At 74.4% G+C, this 16171-nt stretch carries 14 protein-coding genes and 1 pseudogene; 8 read left to right on the top strand and 7 right to left on the bottom strand.

Annotated features, from left to right (window positions below):
• From V7793_RS19845 to V7793_RS19835, 3 genes and pseudogenes are all read left to right on the top strand, one after another.
• Nucleotides 1-579, top strand: a pseudogene (locus V7793_RS19845) (hypothetical protein); the annotation flags it as partial.
• Nucleotides 580-646: 67 nt separating this feature from the next.
• Nucleotides 647-1273 (top strand): precorrin-8X methylmutase, encoded by a 627-nt coding sequence (locus V7793_RS19840; RefSeq protein WP_336008367.1) that lies wholly within the window; start codon nucleotides 647-649, stop codon nucleotides 1271-1273.
• Complete coding sequence (locus tag V7793_RS19835) at nucleotides 1270-2784, top strand: precorrin-2 C(20)-methyltransferase (protein ID WP_336008365.1); 1515 nt, start codon at nucleotides 1270-1272, stop codon at nucleotides 2782-2784. Before V7793_RS19840 ends, V7793_RS19835 begins: the two co-directional genes overlap by 4 nt.
• A gap of 147 nt (nucleotides 2785-2931) precedes the next feature.
• Here the strand turns inward: V7793_RS19835 and V7793_RS19830 are convergent, their stop codons facing one another.
• The gene (locus V7793_RS19830; protein WP_336008363.1) at nucleotides 2932-3696 is read right to left on the bottom strand and encodes a cobalt-precorrin-6A reductase; all 765 of its coding nucleotides are present in this window, start codon (nucleotides 3694-3696) and stop codon (nucleotides 2932-2934) included.
• A gap of 105 nt (nucleotides 3697-3801) precedes the next feature.
• Here V7793_RS19830 and V7793_RS19825 point away from each other — a divergent pair, with 105 nt between their 5' ends.
• On the top strand, nucleotides 3802-4989 hold the full coding sequence (locus V7793_RS19825) for a cobalt-precorrin-5B (C(1))-methyltransferase (RefSeq protein ID WP_336008361.1): 1188 nt from the start codon (nucleotides 3802-3804) through the stop codon (nucleotides 4987-4989).
• On the opposite strand, the gene V7793_RS19820 is transcribed toward V7793_RS19825, so the two are convergent.
• From V7793_RS19820 to V7793_RS19800, 5 genes are all read right to left on the bottom strand, one after another.
• Entirely contained in the window at nucleotides 4986-6212 is a 1227-nt protein-coding gene (locus V7793_RS19820; RefSeq protein ID WP_336008359.1) for a serine hydrolase domain-containing protein, read from the bottom strand. The two genes, V7793_RS19825 and V7793_RS19820, sit on opposite strands and share 4 nt — an antisense overlap.
• A 74-nt stretch (nucleotides 6213-6286) precedes the next feature.
• Complete coding sequence (cobM, locus tag V7793_RS19815) at nucleotides 6287-7057, bottom strand: precorrin-4 C(11)-methyltransferase (protein WP_336008357.1); 771 nt, start codon at nucleotides 7055-7057, stop codon at nucleotides 6287-6289.
• Nucleotides 7054-8391, bottom strand: coding sequence for a precorrin-6y C5,15-methyltransferase (decarboxylating) subunit CbiE (gene cbiE, locus V7793_RS19810; RefSeq protein WP_336008355.1), 1338 nt, complete (start codon nucleotides 8389-8391; stop codon nucleotides 7054-7056). The genes cobM and cbiE overlap by 4 nt, the downstream gene beginning before the upstream one ends.
• Before the next feature lie 534 nt (nucleotides 8392-8925).
• Nucleotides 8926-9627 carry a PhzF family phenazine biosynthesis protein gene (locus V7793_RS19805; protein WP_336008353.1) on the bottom strand — a complete coding sequence of 234 codons (702 nt, stop codon included), beginning with the start codon at nucleotides 9625-9627 and terminating at the stop codon, nucleotides 8926-8928.
• A gap of 6 nt (nucleotides 9628-9633) precedes the next feature.
• Entirely contained in the window at nucleotides 9634-11133 is a 1500-nt protein-coding gene (locus tag V7793_RS19800; RefSeq protein ID WP_443057947.1) for an SDR family NAD(P)-dependent oxidoreductase, read from the bottom strand.
• Between the two features lie 256 nt (nucleotides 11134-11389).
• On the opposite strand from V7793_RS19800, the gene V7793_RS19795 reads away from it, so the two are divergent.
• Both V7793_RS19795 and V7793_RS19790 read left to right on the top strand, forming a co-directional pair.
• Nucleotides 11390-11632, top strand: a complete 243-nt coding sequence (locus tag V7793_RS19795; protein WP_336008351.1) for a chaplin — start codon at nucleotides 11390-11392, stop codon at nucleotides 11630-11632.
• 115 nt (nucleotides 11633-11747) lie between these two features.
• Nucleotides 11748-11900 (top strand): hypothetical protein, encoded by a 153-nt coding sequence (locus tag V7793_RS19790; RefSeq protein ID WP_336008349.1) that lies wholly within the window; start codon nucleotides 11748-11750, stop codon nucleotides 11898-11900.
• A 78-nt stretch (nucleotides 11901-11978) separates the two neighbouring features.
• Here the strand turns inward: V7793_RS19790 and V7793_RS19785 are convergent, their stop codons facing one another.
• Nucleotides 11979-12785 carry a SigB/SigF/SigG family RNA polymerase sigma factor gene (locus tag V7793_RS19785; RefSeq protein WP_336008347.1) on the bottom strand — a complete coding sequence of 269 codons (807 nt, stop codon included), beginning with the start codon at nucleotides 12783-12785 and terminating at the stop codon, nucleotides 11979-11981.
• 384 nt (nucleotides 12786-13169) lie between these two features.
• On the opposite strand from V7793_RS19785, the gene V7793_RS19780 reads away from it, so the two are divergent.
• Together V7793_RS19780 and V7793_RS19775 are read left to right on the top strand one after the other, a co-directional pair.
• Nucleotides 13170-15566 carry a phosphoketolase family protein gene (locus V7793_RS19780; RefSeq protein ID WP_336008345.1) on the top strand — a complete coding sequence of 799 codons (2397 nt, stop codon included), beginning with the start codon at nucleotides 13170-13172 and terminating at the stop codon, nucleotides 15564-15566.
• 167 nt (nucleotides 15567-15733) lie between these two features.
• Nucleotides 15734-16171, top strand: a 438-nt coding sequence (locus V7793_RS19775) for a LacI family DNA-binding transcriptional regulator (RefSeq protein ID WP_336008343.1), incomplete at its 3' end; no start/stop codon positions are given.

The following is a 16171-nucleotide window of genomic DNA, read 5'->3' as shown; positions in this document are numbered from 1 at the left end:
CTGGTGACGGGCCCCGGCGGCCGCTGCGCGCTGTCGGTGACGGCACCGCTGGGGCGGCTGACCGGCGCGCAGTGGCGGCTCGTCACCCGTGTGGCCGCCGAGGAGGGGAACCAGGAGCTCCGGGTGACCCCTTGGCGCGGCCTCGTCGTCCCCGGGCTCCCTGCGCACAGGGCCCCGCAGCTGCTGGCCGAGCTCGCCGGCGCCGGGTTCGTCACCTCCGCCGACTCCGCCTGGCACCGCGCGGGCGCGTGCGCCGGGCGCCCCGGATGCGCCAAGTCCCTCGCGGACGTGCGGGCGGACGCGGCGCGGTGCCTCTCCGGCGGGCAGGCTGCCGGTGCGGCGACGACGGCGACGGTGACGACGGCGCTGCCGGTGTACTGGTCCGGCTGCGAGCGGCGCTGCGGCCGGCCGGGCGGCGGCCGCTGGGTCGACGTCCTCGCGACGGGCGACGGCTACGAGGTCTCCCTGCGGGGAGGCGGCGAGCCGGACGGCCCGGTGCGGAGGGTGGCGCCCGGCGGGCTGCCGGAGGCGGTGGCGGCGGCACGCGCGGCCACGCCGGCGGCGGCGGCAACGACATAGCGGCAGCGACAGTGGCACACAGCGGTACCAACAGACACAGCACAGCACCATCAGCTAGCGAGGCAGAGTGTTCGAGTACGACAAGGACGGCGCGTCCATCTACCGCCAGTCCTTCGCCACCATCCGCGCCGAGGCGGACCTCGGCGGGCTGCCGCCGGACGTCAGCCGGGTCGCGGTGCGCATGATCCACGCCTGTGGGATGACCGACCTCGTACGGGACCTCGCGTACTCCCCGCAGGTCGTGGCGCGGGCCCGCGAGGCCCTGCACGCCGGGGCGCCGATCCTGTGCGACGCGAACATGGTCGCCAGCGGCGTCACCCGCAAGCGCCTGCCCGCGGACAACGAGGTGCTGTGCACCCTCACCGACCCCTCCGTGCCCGGCCTGGCCCGGCGCATGGGCACCACGCGCAGCGCCGCCGCGCTGGAACTGTGGCGCGAGAAGCTGGACGGCGCGGTGGTGGCCGTGGGCAACGCTCCCACTGCCCTGTTCCGGCTCCTGGAGATGGTGGCCGAGGGCGCGCCGCGCCCGGCCGCCGTCCTCGGCATACCGGTCGGCTTCATCGGCGCCGCCGAGTCCAAGGACGCCCTGGCCGGAAGCCCGCTGGGCCTGGAATACCTGGTGGTGCGGGGGCGGCGCGGCGGCAGCGCCATGGCCGCGGCCGCGATCAACGCGATAGCGAGCGAGGAAGAGTGAGCGAGCAGCATCCGCAGACGACGGGCCGGCTGTACGGAGTGGGGCTCGGCCCCGGCGACCCGTCGCTGATGACCGTACGGGCCGTCGAGGTCATCGCGGCGGCCGACGTCGTCGCGTACCACAGCGCCCGGCACGGCCGCTCCATCGCGCGTTCCATCGCCGAACGGCACCTGCGCCCCGACCACATCGAGGAGCGCCTGGTCTACCCCGTCACGACGGAGACCACGGACCACCCCGGCGGCTACCGGGGCGCCATGGAGGAGTTCTACGAGGAGGCCGCGGCGCGGCTGGCGGCCCACCTCGACGCCGGGCGCACGGTGGCCGTGCTCGCGGAGGGCGACCCGCTCTTCTACAGCTCCTACATGCACATGCACAAGCGCCTCGCGGACCGCTACCCCACCGAGGTCGTCCCCGGGGTCACCTCCGTGAGCGCCGCGGCCGCGCGGCTCGGCGAGCCGCTCGTCGAGGGCGAGGAGGTGCTCACGATCCTGCCCGGCACTCTGCCCGAGGAGGAGCTCGCGGCGCGGCTCGCCTCCACCGACTCGGCCGTCGTCATGAAGCTCGGCCGTACCTTCCCCGCCGTGCGCGGCGCGCTGGAGCGGGCCGGGCGGCTCGACGAGGCGCGCTACGTCGAGCGCGCCACGATGAGCGGCGAGCGCACGGGGCGGCTCGCCGACGTGGATCCGGAGTCCGTCCCGTACTTCTCGGTGGCCGTGCTGCCCAGCCGCGTGGACGCCGAGCCGGCTGCGGAACGGGGCGAGGTCGTGGTCGTCGGGCTCGGCCCGGCCGGCCCGCTCTGGCTCACGCCCGAGGCGCGCGGCGAGCTGGCGGCCGCGCAGGACCTCGTCGGCTACAGCACGTACGTGGACCGGGTGCCCGTGCGGCCGGGCCAGCGGCGGCACGCGTCCGACAACAAGGTGGAGTCCGAGCGCGCCGAGTTCGCGCTGGACCTGGCGCGGCAGGGGCGGCGCGTCGCCGTGGTCTCCTCCGGCGACCCCGGCGTCTTCGCGATGGCCACGGCCGTCCTGGAGGTGGCCTCCGAGGGCCCGTACCGCGACATCCCGGTACGGGTCGTGCCGGGCATGACCGCCGCCCACGCGGCGGCCGCGCGGGCCGGTGCGCCGCTCGGCCACGACTACGCGGTGATCTCGCTCTCCGACCGGCTCAAGCCGTGGGAGGTCATCGCGGAACGGCTGCGGTCCGCGGCCTCCGCGGACCTGGTCCTCGCCCTGTACAACCCCGGTTCCCGCAGCCGCGTCTGGCAGGTCGGCAAGGCCCGCGAACTGCTCCTGGAATTCCGCTCCCCGGAGACCCCGGTCGTCCTGGGCCGCGACGTGGGCGGCCCCGAGGAGAGCGTCCGCATCGTCCGCCTCGGCGAACTCGACCCGGCCGAGGTCGACATGCGCACGATCCTGCTGGTGGGCTCGACCCGGACACAGACGGTCCGCCGCACGGCGGAAGGCTCCCCCGAGGAGATCGTCTGGACGCCGCGGCGGTATCCGGAGGGGTGACGGAGGAGTAACGGCGGGCCCGGCACCGCCGGGCCGCCCGCGGTGGTTGCGCGCCGCGGCGGCGGATCCAAGGGGCGGCCGCCCCCCGGCCCGTCGCAACGGCGACCGGCCACGGCGTACCGGTCCGGCGGTGCCGGAGGCGGGGGATCAGGCGCCCGGTAGGGCGAGGTGGTGGCGGAGCCACTGGATCGCCTCCGCCGGGCCCGCGGCCGTGGGCAGTCCCGGCGGGGTCGGCGGGCGCCGGATCACCACGACCGGGATGCCCGCCTCGCGGGCCGCGGTGAGTTTGGCCGCCGTGGCCGCCGCGCCGCTGTCCTTCGTCACCAGGACGTCGATCCGGTGGCGCCGCAGCAGTTCCCTCTCGCCCTCGACCGTGAAGGGGCCCCGGTCCAGGAGGACCTCCATGCGGGCCGGTGCCGGGGGCTCGGGGGCGTCCACGGAGCGGACCAGGAACCACAGCCGGTCGAGGTGGGCGAAGGTGGCGAGGCCCATGCGGCCGGTGGTGAGGAAGACCCGCTCGCCGAGCGCGGGCAGCGCCGCCGCGGCCTCCTCCAGCGAGCCGGTGTCGTGCCAGTCGTCGCCCGGACCCGCGACCCAGCCGGGGCGGCGGAGGGCGAGCAGGGGAACATGGACCTCTGCGGCGGCCTGCGCCGCGTTGAAACTGATCGTGCCGGCGAAAGGATGGGTGGCGTCGATGAGCGCGTCCACCTGCTGCTCGCGCAGCCACCGGGCGAGGCCGCTCGGGCCTCCGAACCCCCCGATGCGGACCTGCCCCGCCGGCAGCCGCGGCTGCGCCACGCGCCCGGCGAGGGACGTGGTGACCCGGAGCCCGGGGTCCGCGGCGAGCTCGCCGGCCAGCCGGCGCGCCTCGGTCGTGCCGCCCAGGATCAGGATGTGGCGCTCGGCCCCCACGTCGTGCCCTTCTGTTCGCCTTCGGGTCGCGGCCGGTTCCACCCCGCCGGTCCCCCACATTGTGGTTGTTCGCCGTCGCGGCGGGAAATTCCTCCGGAGCGCTCCATGACCGACGTCACCGAAGCGGCCGGCGCCACGACCGGCAAGGTCACCGGCGGGCGCACCGCGCAGCTGCAGCACACCGGCCTGCGCCACGGCTGGACGACGGGCGCCTGCGCGACCGCCGCGACCACCGCCGCGTACACGGCCCTCCTCACGGGCGAGTTCCCCGACCCCGTGACGATCACGCTGCCCAAGGGGCAGACGCCCGCGTTCGCGCTCGCCGCGGAGCGACTGGGGTCCGGTGACGACGGCCGTTCCGCCATGGCAGGCATCGTCAAGGACGCCGGTGACGATCCGGACGTCACGCACGGCGCGCTGATCCGTTCGACGGTGCGGATCCTTCCGCCGGGTTCCGGCGTCGTGTTCCGGGCCGGGCCGGGCGTCGGCACCGTGACCCGCCCCGGGCTGCCCCTGGACGTGGGCGAGCCGGCGATCAACCCCGTGCCGCGGCAGATGATCCGCGACCACGTTGCCGGCGTCGCGGCCCGGTACGGCGGCAAGGGGGACGTCGAGGTCGAGGTGTCGGTCGATCACGGCGCGGAGATCGCCCGCTCCACCTGGAACCCGCGCCTGGGCATCCTGGGCGGCATCTCGATCCTGGGCACGACGGGCATCGTCGTGCCGTACTCGTGCTCGGCGTGGATCGACAGCATCCGGCGCGGGGTGGACGTGGCCCGGGCGGCGGGCCGCCGCCACGTGGCGGGCTGTACGGGTTCGACGTCGGAGAAGGTCGCCGTGGCCGTACACGGCCTGCCGGAGGACGCCCTGCTGGACATGGGCGACTTCGCGGGGGCGGTACTCAAGTACATCCGCCGGCACCCGGTGGACCGGCTCACCGTCGCGGGCGGTTTCGCCAAGCTGTCGAAGCTGGCGGCGGGCCACCTCGACCTGCACTCGGGCCGCTCACAGGTGGACAAGGGGTTCCTCGCCGAGCTGGCCCGGCACGGCGGCGCCGGCGAGGAGCTGACGGCCGCGGTCGCCTCCGCCAACACGGGCCTGGAGGCCCTGCGGCTGTGCGAGGCCGCGGGCGTCCCGCTCGGCGACCTGGTCGCGGCCACGGCCCGGGAGGAAGCCCTCGCGGTGCTGCGCGGGGCACCCGTCGCGGTCGACGTGATCTGCATCGACCGCGCGGGCACGATCGTGGGCCGCGCGGAGCCCGCGGGCCCGCGCGGCGCGCACGACCGGGGTTAGCGCAGCGTGTTGAGCGCCGCGGCGGCGGCCGCGGGCTTGTCCTTCACCGGCTTCGGGAGGGCGCCGCAGAACTCGCCCTCGAACATGTTCTCGAACGGCGGGCTCTCATTGAGCCAGTCACCGTTGATGTTGAAGGTGAGCATGTGCTTGCCGTCGCGCGTGCCCGCGGACCCGCTGAGGGAGCCCCAGACGACGCCGTCGTGCCCGTACACCTGCACGCCGCAGGACAGCTTGCGGGAGATGATGCCGAGCCCGTAGGTGTAGTGCTCGCCGGTCTCGACGGTCGTGAGCATCGCGTCGAGCTGCTTCTTGGGCAGCAGCTTGCCCTGCAGCAGCGCGCTGTAGAAGCGGTTGAGGTCGCCGCTGGTGCTCACGACCTCGCCCGTGGCGCCGGACCAGGACGGCCGGTACTCGGTGGCGTCGTAGATCTCCGGGCCCGGGTTCGGCACGTAGAGCTTGGAGTAGCCGACGGGGTGCGGGGCGGGCAGCTTCGGGTCGGTGCCGGGGAAGGTGGTCTCCTTCAGGCCCAGCGGCTTGACGATGCGCCGCTCGACCTCGCGGGCGTAGGGCTTCCCGGTCGCCTTCTCGATGATCATGCCGCCGAGCACGAAGTTGGTGTTGGAGTACCGCCAGCCCTTGCCGGGCTCGAAGTCCGGGCCGTACTTGATGCCCATGGCGACGATCTGCTCGGGCGTCTTGATGTCGTACCGGTGCTCGAAGAAGCCCTGGCCGTTCATCTGCTCGTTCCACTCGGGCGTGTACACCATGTCGTGCACGCCGCTGGTGTGGTTGAGGAGCTGACGGATCGTGATCTTGCTGGCGTCGTAGCCGTTGCCCTTGACCACGCCGGGGAGCCACTTCTCGACGGAGTCGTCGATGCTCAGCTTGCCCTCGGCCTCCAGCTGCAGCAGGACCGTGGCGACGAAGGACTTGGTGATGCTGCCGGCGCGGAAGTGGTCGGCGGCGGTGCGCTTGCGCTTCGTCGCGGTGTCCGCGTAGCCCGCGGAGCCGGACCAGGTGCCCTTGGGCGTACGGGCCTCGGCGGCCACGCCCGGCATGTCGGCGGCGACCAGGCCGTTCAGGGCCTCCTGCGTGGCGGCGTGCGCCTTGTCCGCGCCCGGCGCCGTCGCGGCGACGGCCGGGACGACCGCCGTGCCGGCGATCGCGGTCGCCGTGAGGGCGACGAGCGTGGCCCTCAGGACCCTGGATACGTGCTGCGACATGCGCTTCCCCCCTGGGAAATGGCGTGGCCGGACGAGCGGCCACATGATCATTTGGGGGTAAGCATAGGCTGCCCTCAGTTGGCGCAGCGGCCGCCCCGGTCCTGGTCCCGCTCCCGGTCCGCCGAGTAGAGGTAGCTGTCGGGGAACTGCTCCGCGGCCAGCGTGCGGCCCACGACGATGACCGCGGTACGGACCACGCCGGCCTCCTTCACCTTCCCCGCGATGTCGGCGAGCGTGCCGCGCAGGACCAGCTCGTCGGGGCGGCTGGCCATGGCGACGACGGCGGCGGGGCAGTCGGGCCCGTAGTACGGGAGGAGCTCGGAGACGATCCGCTCGGGGTAGCGCGCGGCCAGGTGCAGGACGAGCAGCGCGCCGCTTCGGCCGAGGGTCGCGAGATCCTCGCCGGGGGGCATGGGCGTGGCCTGCTGCGAGATGCGCGTGAGGATCACGGTCTGGCCCACCGTCGGCACGGTCAGCTCCCGTCCCAGCGCGGCGGCGGCCGCGGCGAAGGCGGGGACGCCCGGCACGATCTCGTACGGGATGTCCGCCGCGTCGAGGCGGCGCATCTGCTCGGCGACCGCGCTGAACACCGACGGGTCGCCCGAGTGCAGGCGCGCCACGTCGTGGCCCGCCTCGTGGGCGCGGAGGAACTCCTCGGTGATCTGATCCAGGTTCAGCCCGGCCGTGTCCACGAGGCGGGCGTCCGGCGGGCACTCGGCGAGGAGTTCGCGCGGGACGAGGCTGCCCGCGTACAGGCAGACGCCGCAGCGGGCGAGCGTGCGGGCGCCGCGCACCGTGATGAGGTCGGCTGCGCCGGGGCCGGCGCCGATGAAGTACACGGTCATGACGGGAAGTTCCCCTCGGGAGCGGTGAGCGGGGCCGGGTCCGGAGCCGGGTCCGGGGCCGGGCCGGAGTCGGGGTCCGGGTCGGGGCCGGGGTCGATGGGCTTGACCGCCGACCACTGCGTCACCGGCATCGCCTGGCGCCAGCCCGTGAAGCCTCCCACGGGGACGGCGTGCGCCACCGCCAGGCGGGTCAGCTCGCCCCCGTGACGCCGGTACCACTCGGTGAGCAGCGCCTCGGATTCGAGGGTGACCGTGTTGGCCACCAGGCGGCCGCCCGGGGGCAGCGCCTCCCAGCAGGCGGCCAGCAGGCACGGTGCCGTCAGGCCCCCGCCGATGAAGACCGCGTCCGGGGCTGGCAGTTCCGCGAGGGCGGCCGGCGCGGCGCCGGTGACCACGCGGAGGGCCGGGACGCCGAGCGCTTCGGCGTTACGGGCGATGCGGGACGCCCGCGCGGGGTCGCGCTCCACGCTGACGGCCCTGCAGGTGCGGTGCGCCCGCATCCATTCGATCGCGATCGAGCCGGAGCCGCCGCCCACGTCCCACAGGAGCTCGCCGGGGGCGGGGGCCAGGGCGGCGAGCGTGGCCGCCCGTACGTGACGCTTCGTCAGCTGCCCGTCGTGCTCGAAGACGTCGTCGGGCAGACCGGGCGTGAGCGGGAGGCGGGGGGCGCCGGGGGTGCGGCGGCAGGCGACGGCGATGACGTTCAGGGCGTCGCCCGGCGGGTGCGGCCAGTCGTCGGCGGTGCCCTCGACACGGCGCTCGGCGGGCGCGCCGAGCTGCTCCAGGACCGTCATCCGGCTCGGCCCGAAGCCGCGCGAACGCAGGTGCGCGGCGACCTCGGCCGGGGTGTCCGCGCCCGCGCTGAGGACGAGCAGGTGACGGCCGTCGTGCAGGGCCGCGGTGAGCGCGGCCAGCGGGCGGCCGACGAGGCTGACGACCTCCGCCTCCTCCAGCGGCAGGCCGAGCCGGGCGCACGCGTACGAGACGGAGGACGGGTGCGGGAGCACGCGGAGGGCGGCCGGGCCGGCGACGCCGGCGAGGGTGCGGCCGACGCCGAAGAACATGGGGTCGCCGCTGGCGAGCACGCACACACGACGCCCGGCGTGCGCGGCCAGCAGGCCCGGGACGGCGGGACGCAGCGGGGACGGCCAGGCGACGCGCTCGGCGGCGCACTCACCGGGCAGCAGCTCCAGCTGGCGCGGGCCGCCGATGACCACCTCGGCGCCGCGCAGGGCCTCCCGCGAGACCGGGGCGAGACCGGGCCAGCCGTCGGCGCCGATGCCTACGACGGTGACGGCGACGGGGGCGGGGCTCACGGGCTGACACCTCTGCATTCGCTACGGGCGGGGGCACGGGAACTCTACTGACCAGCCCCGAAGCCCCACCATCCGGGCCCCGGGCGGGGCCCGCCGACACCGGCCGGCCCGGCACCGCCGAAGCGCCGCGTAGGAGCTGATCACCACTGCGGCGGAGAAAACGGGCACCGCCTGCTGCCCGGAAAGGCGGGCCACCACGGCGGCAGTGGCCGACGCCCACCCGCCTGCGCGGCGGCTCCGGAGAGCCGGGCCGTCGGCGGGCTCAGCACCCACAAGAGTCCGCCGCCACGGCGAACAACCACCAACGGCGCGCCCCGGCGGTGCCCGCCAACCTGCACGCCCGCCCGGCACCGCCGAAGCGCCGCGTAGAGGCTGACCACCGCCGCGGCGGGAGAAACAGGCACCGCCTGCGGCCGGGAAACCGGCGGGCCGGAATCCCCGCCTGCGCGGCGGCTCCGGAGAGCCGGGCCGTCGGCGGGCTCGGCGCACGCAAGAGTCCGCTGCCGCGGCGGGCAACCCCCGCGGCGCTGCCCGGCAGGGCCTGCCGAACCGTCAGACGTTGACGATGCGGACCCCGCCGGAGGCGACCCCGCCTCCCAGGGCGGCCATGTCCTCCCCCTCGTAGCGGGTGCGGATCACCGACGCCCGTCCCTGACTGATCGTCAGGTTCCGTTCGAGCGCTGCCGTCAGGGACAGGGCCGCCGCTCCCGTCGCCTCGTCCTCCGCGATGCCGTCGCCCCGGCGCGGGAAGCCGCGGGCGCGGACGCGGCCCGCCGGTTCGTCCTGCCAGGACCAGGCGTAGAGCCAGCCCTCGCCGGACGGCGGCGACGGAAGGGCGTCGACGTCGGCGGGCATGGCGTACTGCTGGAGGAGGCGGCCCGTGGCCCAGGACGCGCGGGCGCGGATCCACGTGACGCCGTCCGCCGTCCAGGAGGGCACGTCGCCGGCCGGCGGCCGCAGCACGTCCGCCGCGTACCCGTGCTGCCGCAGCAGCCACGCCACGCCCACCAGCGGATGCCCGGCGAAGGCCAGGCGCCCGCTCGGGGTGCGGATGTCGACGACGCCGCGCCGGGCGTCGTCGACGAACACCGTTTCGCTGAAGCCCAGTTCCGCGGCCAGCCGCTGCCGATCCGCCGTGTCCGGAACGGCCGACCCGTCGGTGACGACTCCGAGGGGGTTACCCCCGGCCGTCCCGGCCGCCCCGGCCGCCCCGTCCGGGCTGCCGGTGAACACCCGCAGGACGTGGACGTCCACGCCCGGCTACCAGCCGGCCGGGCTGTAGTCCTTGAGGAAGCAGCCGTAGAGGTCCTCGCCCTGCTCGCCCCGGACGACCGGGTCGTAGACGCGCGCGGCGCCGTCGACCAGGTCGAGGGGGGCGTGGAAGCCGGCCTCGGCGAGCCGGACCTTGTCCGGGTGGGGCCGCTCGTCCGTGATCCAGCCCGTGTCGACGCTGGTCATGAGGATGTTGTCGGTCTGGAACATCTCCTCGGCGCTGGTGCGCGTGAGCATGTTCAGCGCCGCCTTGGCCATGTTGGTGTGCGGGTGCCCCGCACCCTTGTAGCCGCGGCTGAAGACGCCTTCCATGGCGGAGACGTTCACCACGTACTTGCGGCGCGCCGGCGACGCGGCCATCGCCGGCCGCAGCCGGTTGACCAGGACGAACGGCGCGGTGACGTTGCACAGCTGCACTTCGAGCAGCTCGACGGGGTCGACCTCGCCGACGGCCTGGATCCAGGTGTTGGTGGCGTCCAGGTCGGGGACGAGCCCGCCGGCGTCGATGGCGGTGCCGGCCTCGACGCGGGCGAGGGACGCGGAGCCGCTGGTGAGCGCGAGCTCGGTGAGGGCCTGCGGGGTGAGCTCGTCGTGCTTGCTGCCGGCGGGGGCGGGCAGCGCCGGCTGGGCGCCGCTGCCGAAGGCGCCGAAGACCTCCGAGGCGGGCAGCTCGCCGGCGGGCAGCGGGGCCGCCTCGGCGCTGATGAGCTCGCGGTAGGCGGCCGGGGTGCGGCGGACGGTCTGGGCCGCGTTGTTGATCAGGATGTCGAGCGGGCCCTCGGCGCTGACGGAGTCGGCGAGGGCGACGACCTGCGCCGGGTCGCGCAGGTCGATACCGACGACCTTGAGCCGGTGCAGCCAGTCCGCGCTGTCCTCCATCGCCTTGAAGCGGCGGATGGCGTCGTTGGGGAAGCGCGTGGTGATCGTGGTGTGCGCACCGTCGCGGAGCAGCCGCAGCGCGATGTACATGCCGATCTTGGCGCGGCCGCCGGTGAGCAGCGCCCGCCGGCCGGTCAGGTCGGTGCGGGCGTCGCGGCGGGCGCGGTTCTCCGCCGCGCAGGGCTGGCAGAGCTGGTGGTAGAACGCGTCGACCTCGGTGTAGCGGCCCTTGCAGATGTAGCAGGACCGGGGGCGCTCGAGGATGCCGACGATCTGGGTGGTGGCGGTGACGGCGAGCGGGATGCCGCGGGTCTCGTCGTCGATCCGGTCGGCGGCGCCGGTGGCCGTGGCCTCGGTGACCGACTTGTCGTGGGCGGTCTTGGCGGCCCGGCGCTCCTGGCGGCGGCGCTGCTTGACCGTGCGGTAGATGCCGGCCGTGGCGCGGCGGACGGTGATGGCGTCGGGGTGGTCGACGGGCAGTTCGTCGAGCTCCTCGAGCACGCTCAGGCAGACCGCCATGCGCTCGGGGTCGATGCCGGGCCCGTACTCGCCCTCTGCGTCCGTGCCTGCGCCTGCGCGGCTGCCTTCAGTGACCTCGGTGACCGTCATCGCCGCTGTTGTGTCCCAGTTCGTCTGTTCGAATGAAGCTTCCAGGGAACTGTACGTAGACAGCGGCGGCGGCACCAAACCCGCAGGCGCGAGCGTATGCGGCACAGGATACGCACCCGCCCCTCGCGCCGCATACATCACATACCACTTATTGGGTCTTCCGGGTTATTTACGCCCTTCAGTGACCACATCGGACCAATCCCCACAGTTACACCGGACACAATTGCCGCTCACCACCCATGAGAAAGGTTTAGCCATGTCGCGTATCGCCAAGGCCGCCGTCCTGACCGCTGCCGCCGGGGTCGCCGTCGGCAGTGCCACCGGGGTCGCCTTCGCCGGTTCCGGAGCGAACGGTGCGGCCGTGGGCTCGCCCGGCGTCATCTCCGGGAACGTCATTCAGGTCCCGATCCAGATCCCGATCAACCTGTGCGGCAACACGATCGACATCGTCGCTCTCCTGAACCCGACCTTCGGCAACACCTGCATCAACGCCGACTAGTGAACCCCGCGCACAGGTGGGACCACCGGACCCACCTGCGCGGTAGGCGCAGGCGGGGTCACAGTCAGCCGCCGGGATTCTGACCTGCGCTTTCGTGGCGCCCATCATGTTCTGCATGGTGGGCGCCACGGTCATGTCCGGCGTCCTCGCGGCCGTCCCCGTCGTCCCGGCCGTCCTCCGTCGCCGTGCCGGCCGGGCGCTGCGCGCCGGGCAGGTCGGGTATCTCCACGACGGGCGGGAGGTCCGGGGTCAAGTGCGTATGCCCTGAGGTCATCGCTGGTGCCTGCCTTGTCGGTGGTCCTGGGAAGGAGAAGGAGGGGTGGGGTGGGCCGGAGGGGAGCGGGGGTCAGCCCGGGGCCGGGGTGCGCCGCGGGGTCCCCGCGGGACCGAGCTCGTCGCGCAGCCGGGCGCAGGTCCGGCTGAGGATGCGGGATATCTGCATCTGGGAGACGCCGAGGCGCGCGCCGATCTGCTTCTGGGTGAGGTTGCCGAAGAAGCGCCAGTACAGGACGTACTTCTCGCGCTCGGGGAGCGCCCTCAGCAGCGGTTTGAGGGACTGGCGGTCGACGACGAGGTCCAGCGCCCGGTCCAGGCCGCCGAGGGTGTCGGCGAGCGGGAGGTCGCCGGCGCCCAGGACCGGGTGGTCCAGCGACAGCGTGTTGTGCACGCCCTCGGCGGCCAGGCCCCGGCGCACCTCGTCCTCGGACAGGCCGCACTCCGCGGCCAGCTCGGCCGGGCTCGGCCGGGTCCGGCCGCCGCGCTGGCCCAGGGCCGCCTGGGCGGAGCGCACGGCCGTGCGCAGCTCCTGGTCGCGGCGCGGGATGTGCAGCGACCATGCGTGGTCGCGGATGTGCCGCTTGAGCTCGCCGACGATCGTGGGCACGGCGAAGGTCTCGAAGGCGTGGCCGAGCCGGGGGTCGTACCGGTCCACGGCGTTGACCAGCCCCAGCGCCGCCACCTGCCGCAGGTCCGCGGGGCTCTCGCCGCTGCTGCGGAAGCGCAGGCTGATGCGCTCCGCCATGGGCAGCCAGGCGGCGATGACGTCCTGCCGCAGCCGTTCGCGCTCCGCGCCGGCCGGCAGTTCCGCCATGCGGGCGAAGGAGCCGGCGGTGTCGGGGGCGTCCCGGTTGCGCCGGCGCATCGTCTGGGCCATGGTCACGGTCCTCCTCGCTCCTGAGCAAAAGGAGTGCCTGCCGGCCGGAAGCACCTTCCGGTAGTTGCGGCTGCCCCCGCGGGGCACCTGCAAACTGCTCGGCGGATCGCCCCGGCCGTGCCGCGGGGCGGTGGCCGGAGGGCCGGCCACGTCCTCCAAGGATCGCCCGGCGGACCCGTTCCCGCGACTCGGAGCGCCGGGCGCGGCACACAGGGTGACGGTGCGCCGGGTGCGGGCGGGGCGCCAGGAGCCGGACGGGGCCGCGATGCCGGCCGGACGGACCGCAAAGCTGGCCGGTCAGCCCCTACGCGGGAAGGCCCGGTGCTGGAAGCGTTTCCCGTGCCCGGGGGCGGGTACCCGGCACGCGTCCCGAGGAGGCCGTACATGCCCGAGCACGCCGACCGCACCGCCGGACCGCGACCGGACGGCCCCGCCGACGAGGAGCTGGCGGCGCTCGACGCCCACTGGCGCGCCGCGAACTACCTGGCCGCCGGCCAGATCTACCTGCTGAGCAATCCCCTGCTGACCGTTCCCCTGGAGCCCGAGCACATCAAGCCCCGCCTGCTCGGCCACTGGGGCACCTCCCCCGGCCTCAACCTCGTCCACACCCACCTCAACCGCGTGATCAAGGCGCGGGGGCTGGACGCCGTCTGCATCTGGGGGCCGGGGCACGGCGGGCCGGCCGTCCTCGCGAACTCCTGGCTGGAGGGCAGCTACAGCGAGGTCTACCCGGACGTCGGCCGCGACGCCGACGGCATGGAGCGGCTGTTCCGGCAGTTCTCCTTCCCCGGCGGGGTGCCCAGCCACGTCGCCCCCGAGACGCCCGGCTCCCTGCACGAGGGCGGCGAGCTGGGCTACTCGCTCGCCCACGCCTACGGCGCCGCCCTCGACAACCCCGGCCTGCTCGTGGCGTGCGTCATCGGCGACGGCGAGGCGGAGACGGGGCCGCTGGCCACGTCCTGGCACGCGAACAAGTTCCTCGACCCGGTGCACGACGGCGCAGTCCTGCCCGTCCTCCACCTCAACGGCTACAAGATCGACAATCCGGCGGTGCTGGCCCGGCTGCCCGAGGGAGAGCTGGACCGGCTGCTGCGCGGCTACGGCCACGAGCCGATCCACGTCACCGGGGACGACCCGATCGAGGTGCACCGCGCCCTCGCCCACGCGATGGACCGGGCCCTGGACCACATCGCCCTCGCCCAGCGCGCCGCCCGCGAGGAGGGCGTGACCGACCGGCCGCACTGGCCGGTGATCGTGCTGCGCACGCCCAAGGGCTGGACCGGCCCGGACGAGGTCGACGGCCTGCCCGTCGAGGGCACCTGGCGCGCCCACCAGGTGCCGCTGTCCGGGGTGCGCGACAACCCCGACCACCTGCGGCAGCTGGAGCGCTGGCTGCGCTCGTACCGGCCGGAGGAGCTCTTCGACGAGGACGGGCGGCCGCGCCCGCAGGTCCTCGCCCACGTACCGGTGGGGAAGCGGCGGCTCGGCGCCGGCCCGCACGCCAACGGCGGCCTGCTCACCCGCTCCCTGCCGCTGCCCCCGCTGGAGCACTACGCGGTGCCCGTCGACAAGCCCGGCGCGGCGATGCACGAGCCGACCCGGGTCCTCGGCGGCCTGCTGGCCCAGATCATGGCCGACACGGCCGGCAGCCGGAACTTCCGCGTGTTCGGCCCGGACGAGACCACCTCCAACCGGCTCGACGCCCTCTACGCGGCCACCGGCAAGGCGTGGCAGGCCGCGGAGCTGCCCACCGACGAGCACCTCGCCCGCGACGGCCGCGTCATGGAAGTGCTCTCCGAACACCTCTGCCAGGGCTGGCTGGAGGGCTACACCCTCACGGGCCGGCACGGCCTGTTCTCCTGCTACGAGGCGTTCATCCACATCGTCGACTCGATGGTCAACCAGCACATCAAGTGGCTCAGGACCGCTCGCACCCTCCCCTGGCGCCGGCCCGTCCCCTCCCTCAACTACCTTCTGACGTCGCACGTGTGGCGCCAGGACCACAACGGCTTCTCCCACCAGGACCCCGGCTTCGTCGACCACGTCCTCAACAAGAGCCCCGAGGTGGTGCGGGTCTACCTCCCGCCGGACGCCAACACCCTGCTGTCGGTGGCCGATCACGTGCTGCGCAGCCGCGACTACGTCAACGTCGTCGTGGCGGGCAAGCAGCCCTGCTTCGACTGGCTCGGCCTCGACGAGGCCCGCGCGCACTGCGCCCGCGGCGCGGGGATCTGGGAGTGGGCGGGCACGGAGAACGGCGACCGCCCGCCGGACGTCGTCCTGGCCTGCGCCGGCGACGTCCCCACCCAGGAGGTGCTGGCGGCGGCCGACCTGCTCCGCCACGAGCTGCCCCAGCTCGCCGTACGGGTCGTCAACGTGGTCGACATGACGCGGCTGCTGCCGCGGGAGGAGCATCCGCACGGGATGACCGACGCGGAGTACGACGCGCTGTTCACCACGGACCGGCCCGTCGTCTTCGCCTACCACGGCTACCCGTGGCTGATCCACCGCCTCGCCTACCGCCGCACCGGCCACGCCAACCTGCACGTGCGCGGCTACAAGGAGGCGGGCACCACGACCACCCCGTTCGACATGGTCGTCCGCAACGACCTCGACCGCTACCGCCTCGTCATGGACGTCGTCGACCGCGTCCCCGGCCTCGGCGTCCGCGCGGCGTCCGTACGCCAGGCCATGGCAGACGCCCGCACCCGCCACCACGCGTGGATCCGGGAGCACGGGGTGGACATGCCGGAGGTGGCGGAGTGGAGCTGGCCGGGGTGACGCGACACCCTGCGTGACACCCTGGGCGACCTGCGCGACCTACGCCCGCGTGACGTGGGTCACTCCGGCGAAACCTTGACGCCCGGGGCGTGTAATCGATTACCTGACCGGCACGACAGCGGCACGAAATCGATTACACGTCCGGGACCGGGAGGCTGCGCAGCGCCATGGCGAACATCAAGGACGTCGCCGAGCGGGCCGGCGTCTCCGTCGCCACCGTCTCCCGCGTCCTCAACGGCCGCTCGCCCGTGGCTGAGACCCGCGAGCGCGTACTGGCCGCCGTGGCCGAGCTGGGCTACCGGCCCGACGTCGTCGCCCGCGCCCTGCGCACCGCCCGGACCCGTACGCTCGGGCTGGTCATCAGCGACCTGCGCAACCCCTTCTTCACCGAACTGGCCGACGCCGTCGAGCAGGAGGCCCGGCGGCTGGGGTACAGCCTGATCATCGGGAACGCCGGCGAGAGCCCGGAGCAGCAGGACGACCACATCCGCACCCTCCTCGACCGGCGCATCGACGGCCTGCTGGTCAGCTCGGCCGGCACCGGCTCGGCCATGCTCGGCGAGGCCGTCGCCGCCGGCACCCCGCTCGTGCTCCTCGACCGCGAG

The organism is Streptomyces sp. KLMMK (genome assembly GCF_036961605.1).
Taxonomy (GTDB): domain Bacteria; phylum Actinomycetota; class Actinomycetes; order Streptomycetales; family Streptomycetaceae; genus Streptomyces; species Streptomyces telluris.
Note: the sequence above shows the minus strand (reverse complement) of the source record. Positions and strands in the feature narration are given on the sequence as shown.

Coding starts and splice junctions, on each gene's coding strand:
- V7793_RS19790 (WP_336008349.1), top strand. CDS start 11,748: ATGGTGGGCGCCACGGTCATGTCCGGCGTCCTCGCGGCCGTCCCCGTC.
- cobM (WP_336008357.1), bottom strand. CDS start 7,057: ATGACCGTGTACTTCATCGGCGCCGGCCCCGGCGCAGCCGACCTCATC.
- V7793_RS19820 (WP_336008359.1), bottom strand. CDS start 6,212: ATGTCGCAGCACGTATCCAGGGTCCTGAGGGCCACGCTCGTCGCCCTC.
- V7793_RS19800 (WP_443057947.1), bottom strand. CDS start 11,133: ATGACGGTCACCGAGGTCACTGAAGGCAGCCGCGCAGGCGCAGGCACG.
- V7793_RS19780 (WP_336008345.1), top strand. CDS start 13,170: ATGCCCGAGCACGCCGACCGCACCGCCGGACCGCGACCGGACGGCCCC.
- V7793_RS19825 (WP_336008361.1), top strand. CDS start 3,802: ATGACCGACGTCACCGAAGCGGCCGGCGCCACGACCGGCAAGGTCACC.
- V7793_RS19785 (WP_336008347.1), bottom strand. CDS start 12,785: ATGGCCCAGACGATGCGCCGGCGCAACCGGGACGCCCCCGACACCGCC.
- cbiE (WP_336008355.1), bottom strand. CDS start 8,391: ATGCAGAGGTGTCAGCCCGTGAGCCCCGCCCCCGTCGCCGTCACCGTC.
- V7793_RS19795 (WP_336008351.1), top strand. CDS start 11,390: ATGTCGCGTATCGCCAAGGCCGCCGTCCTGACCGCTGCCGCCGGGGTC.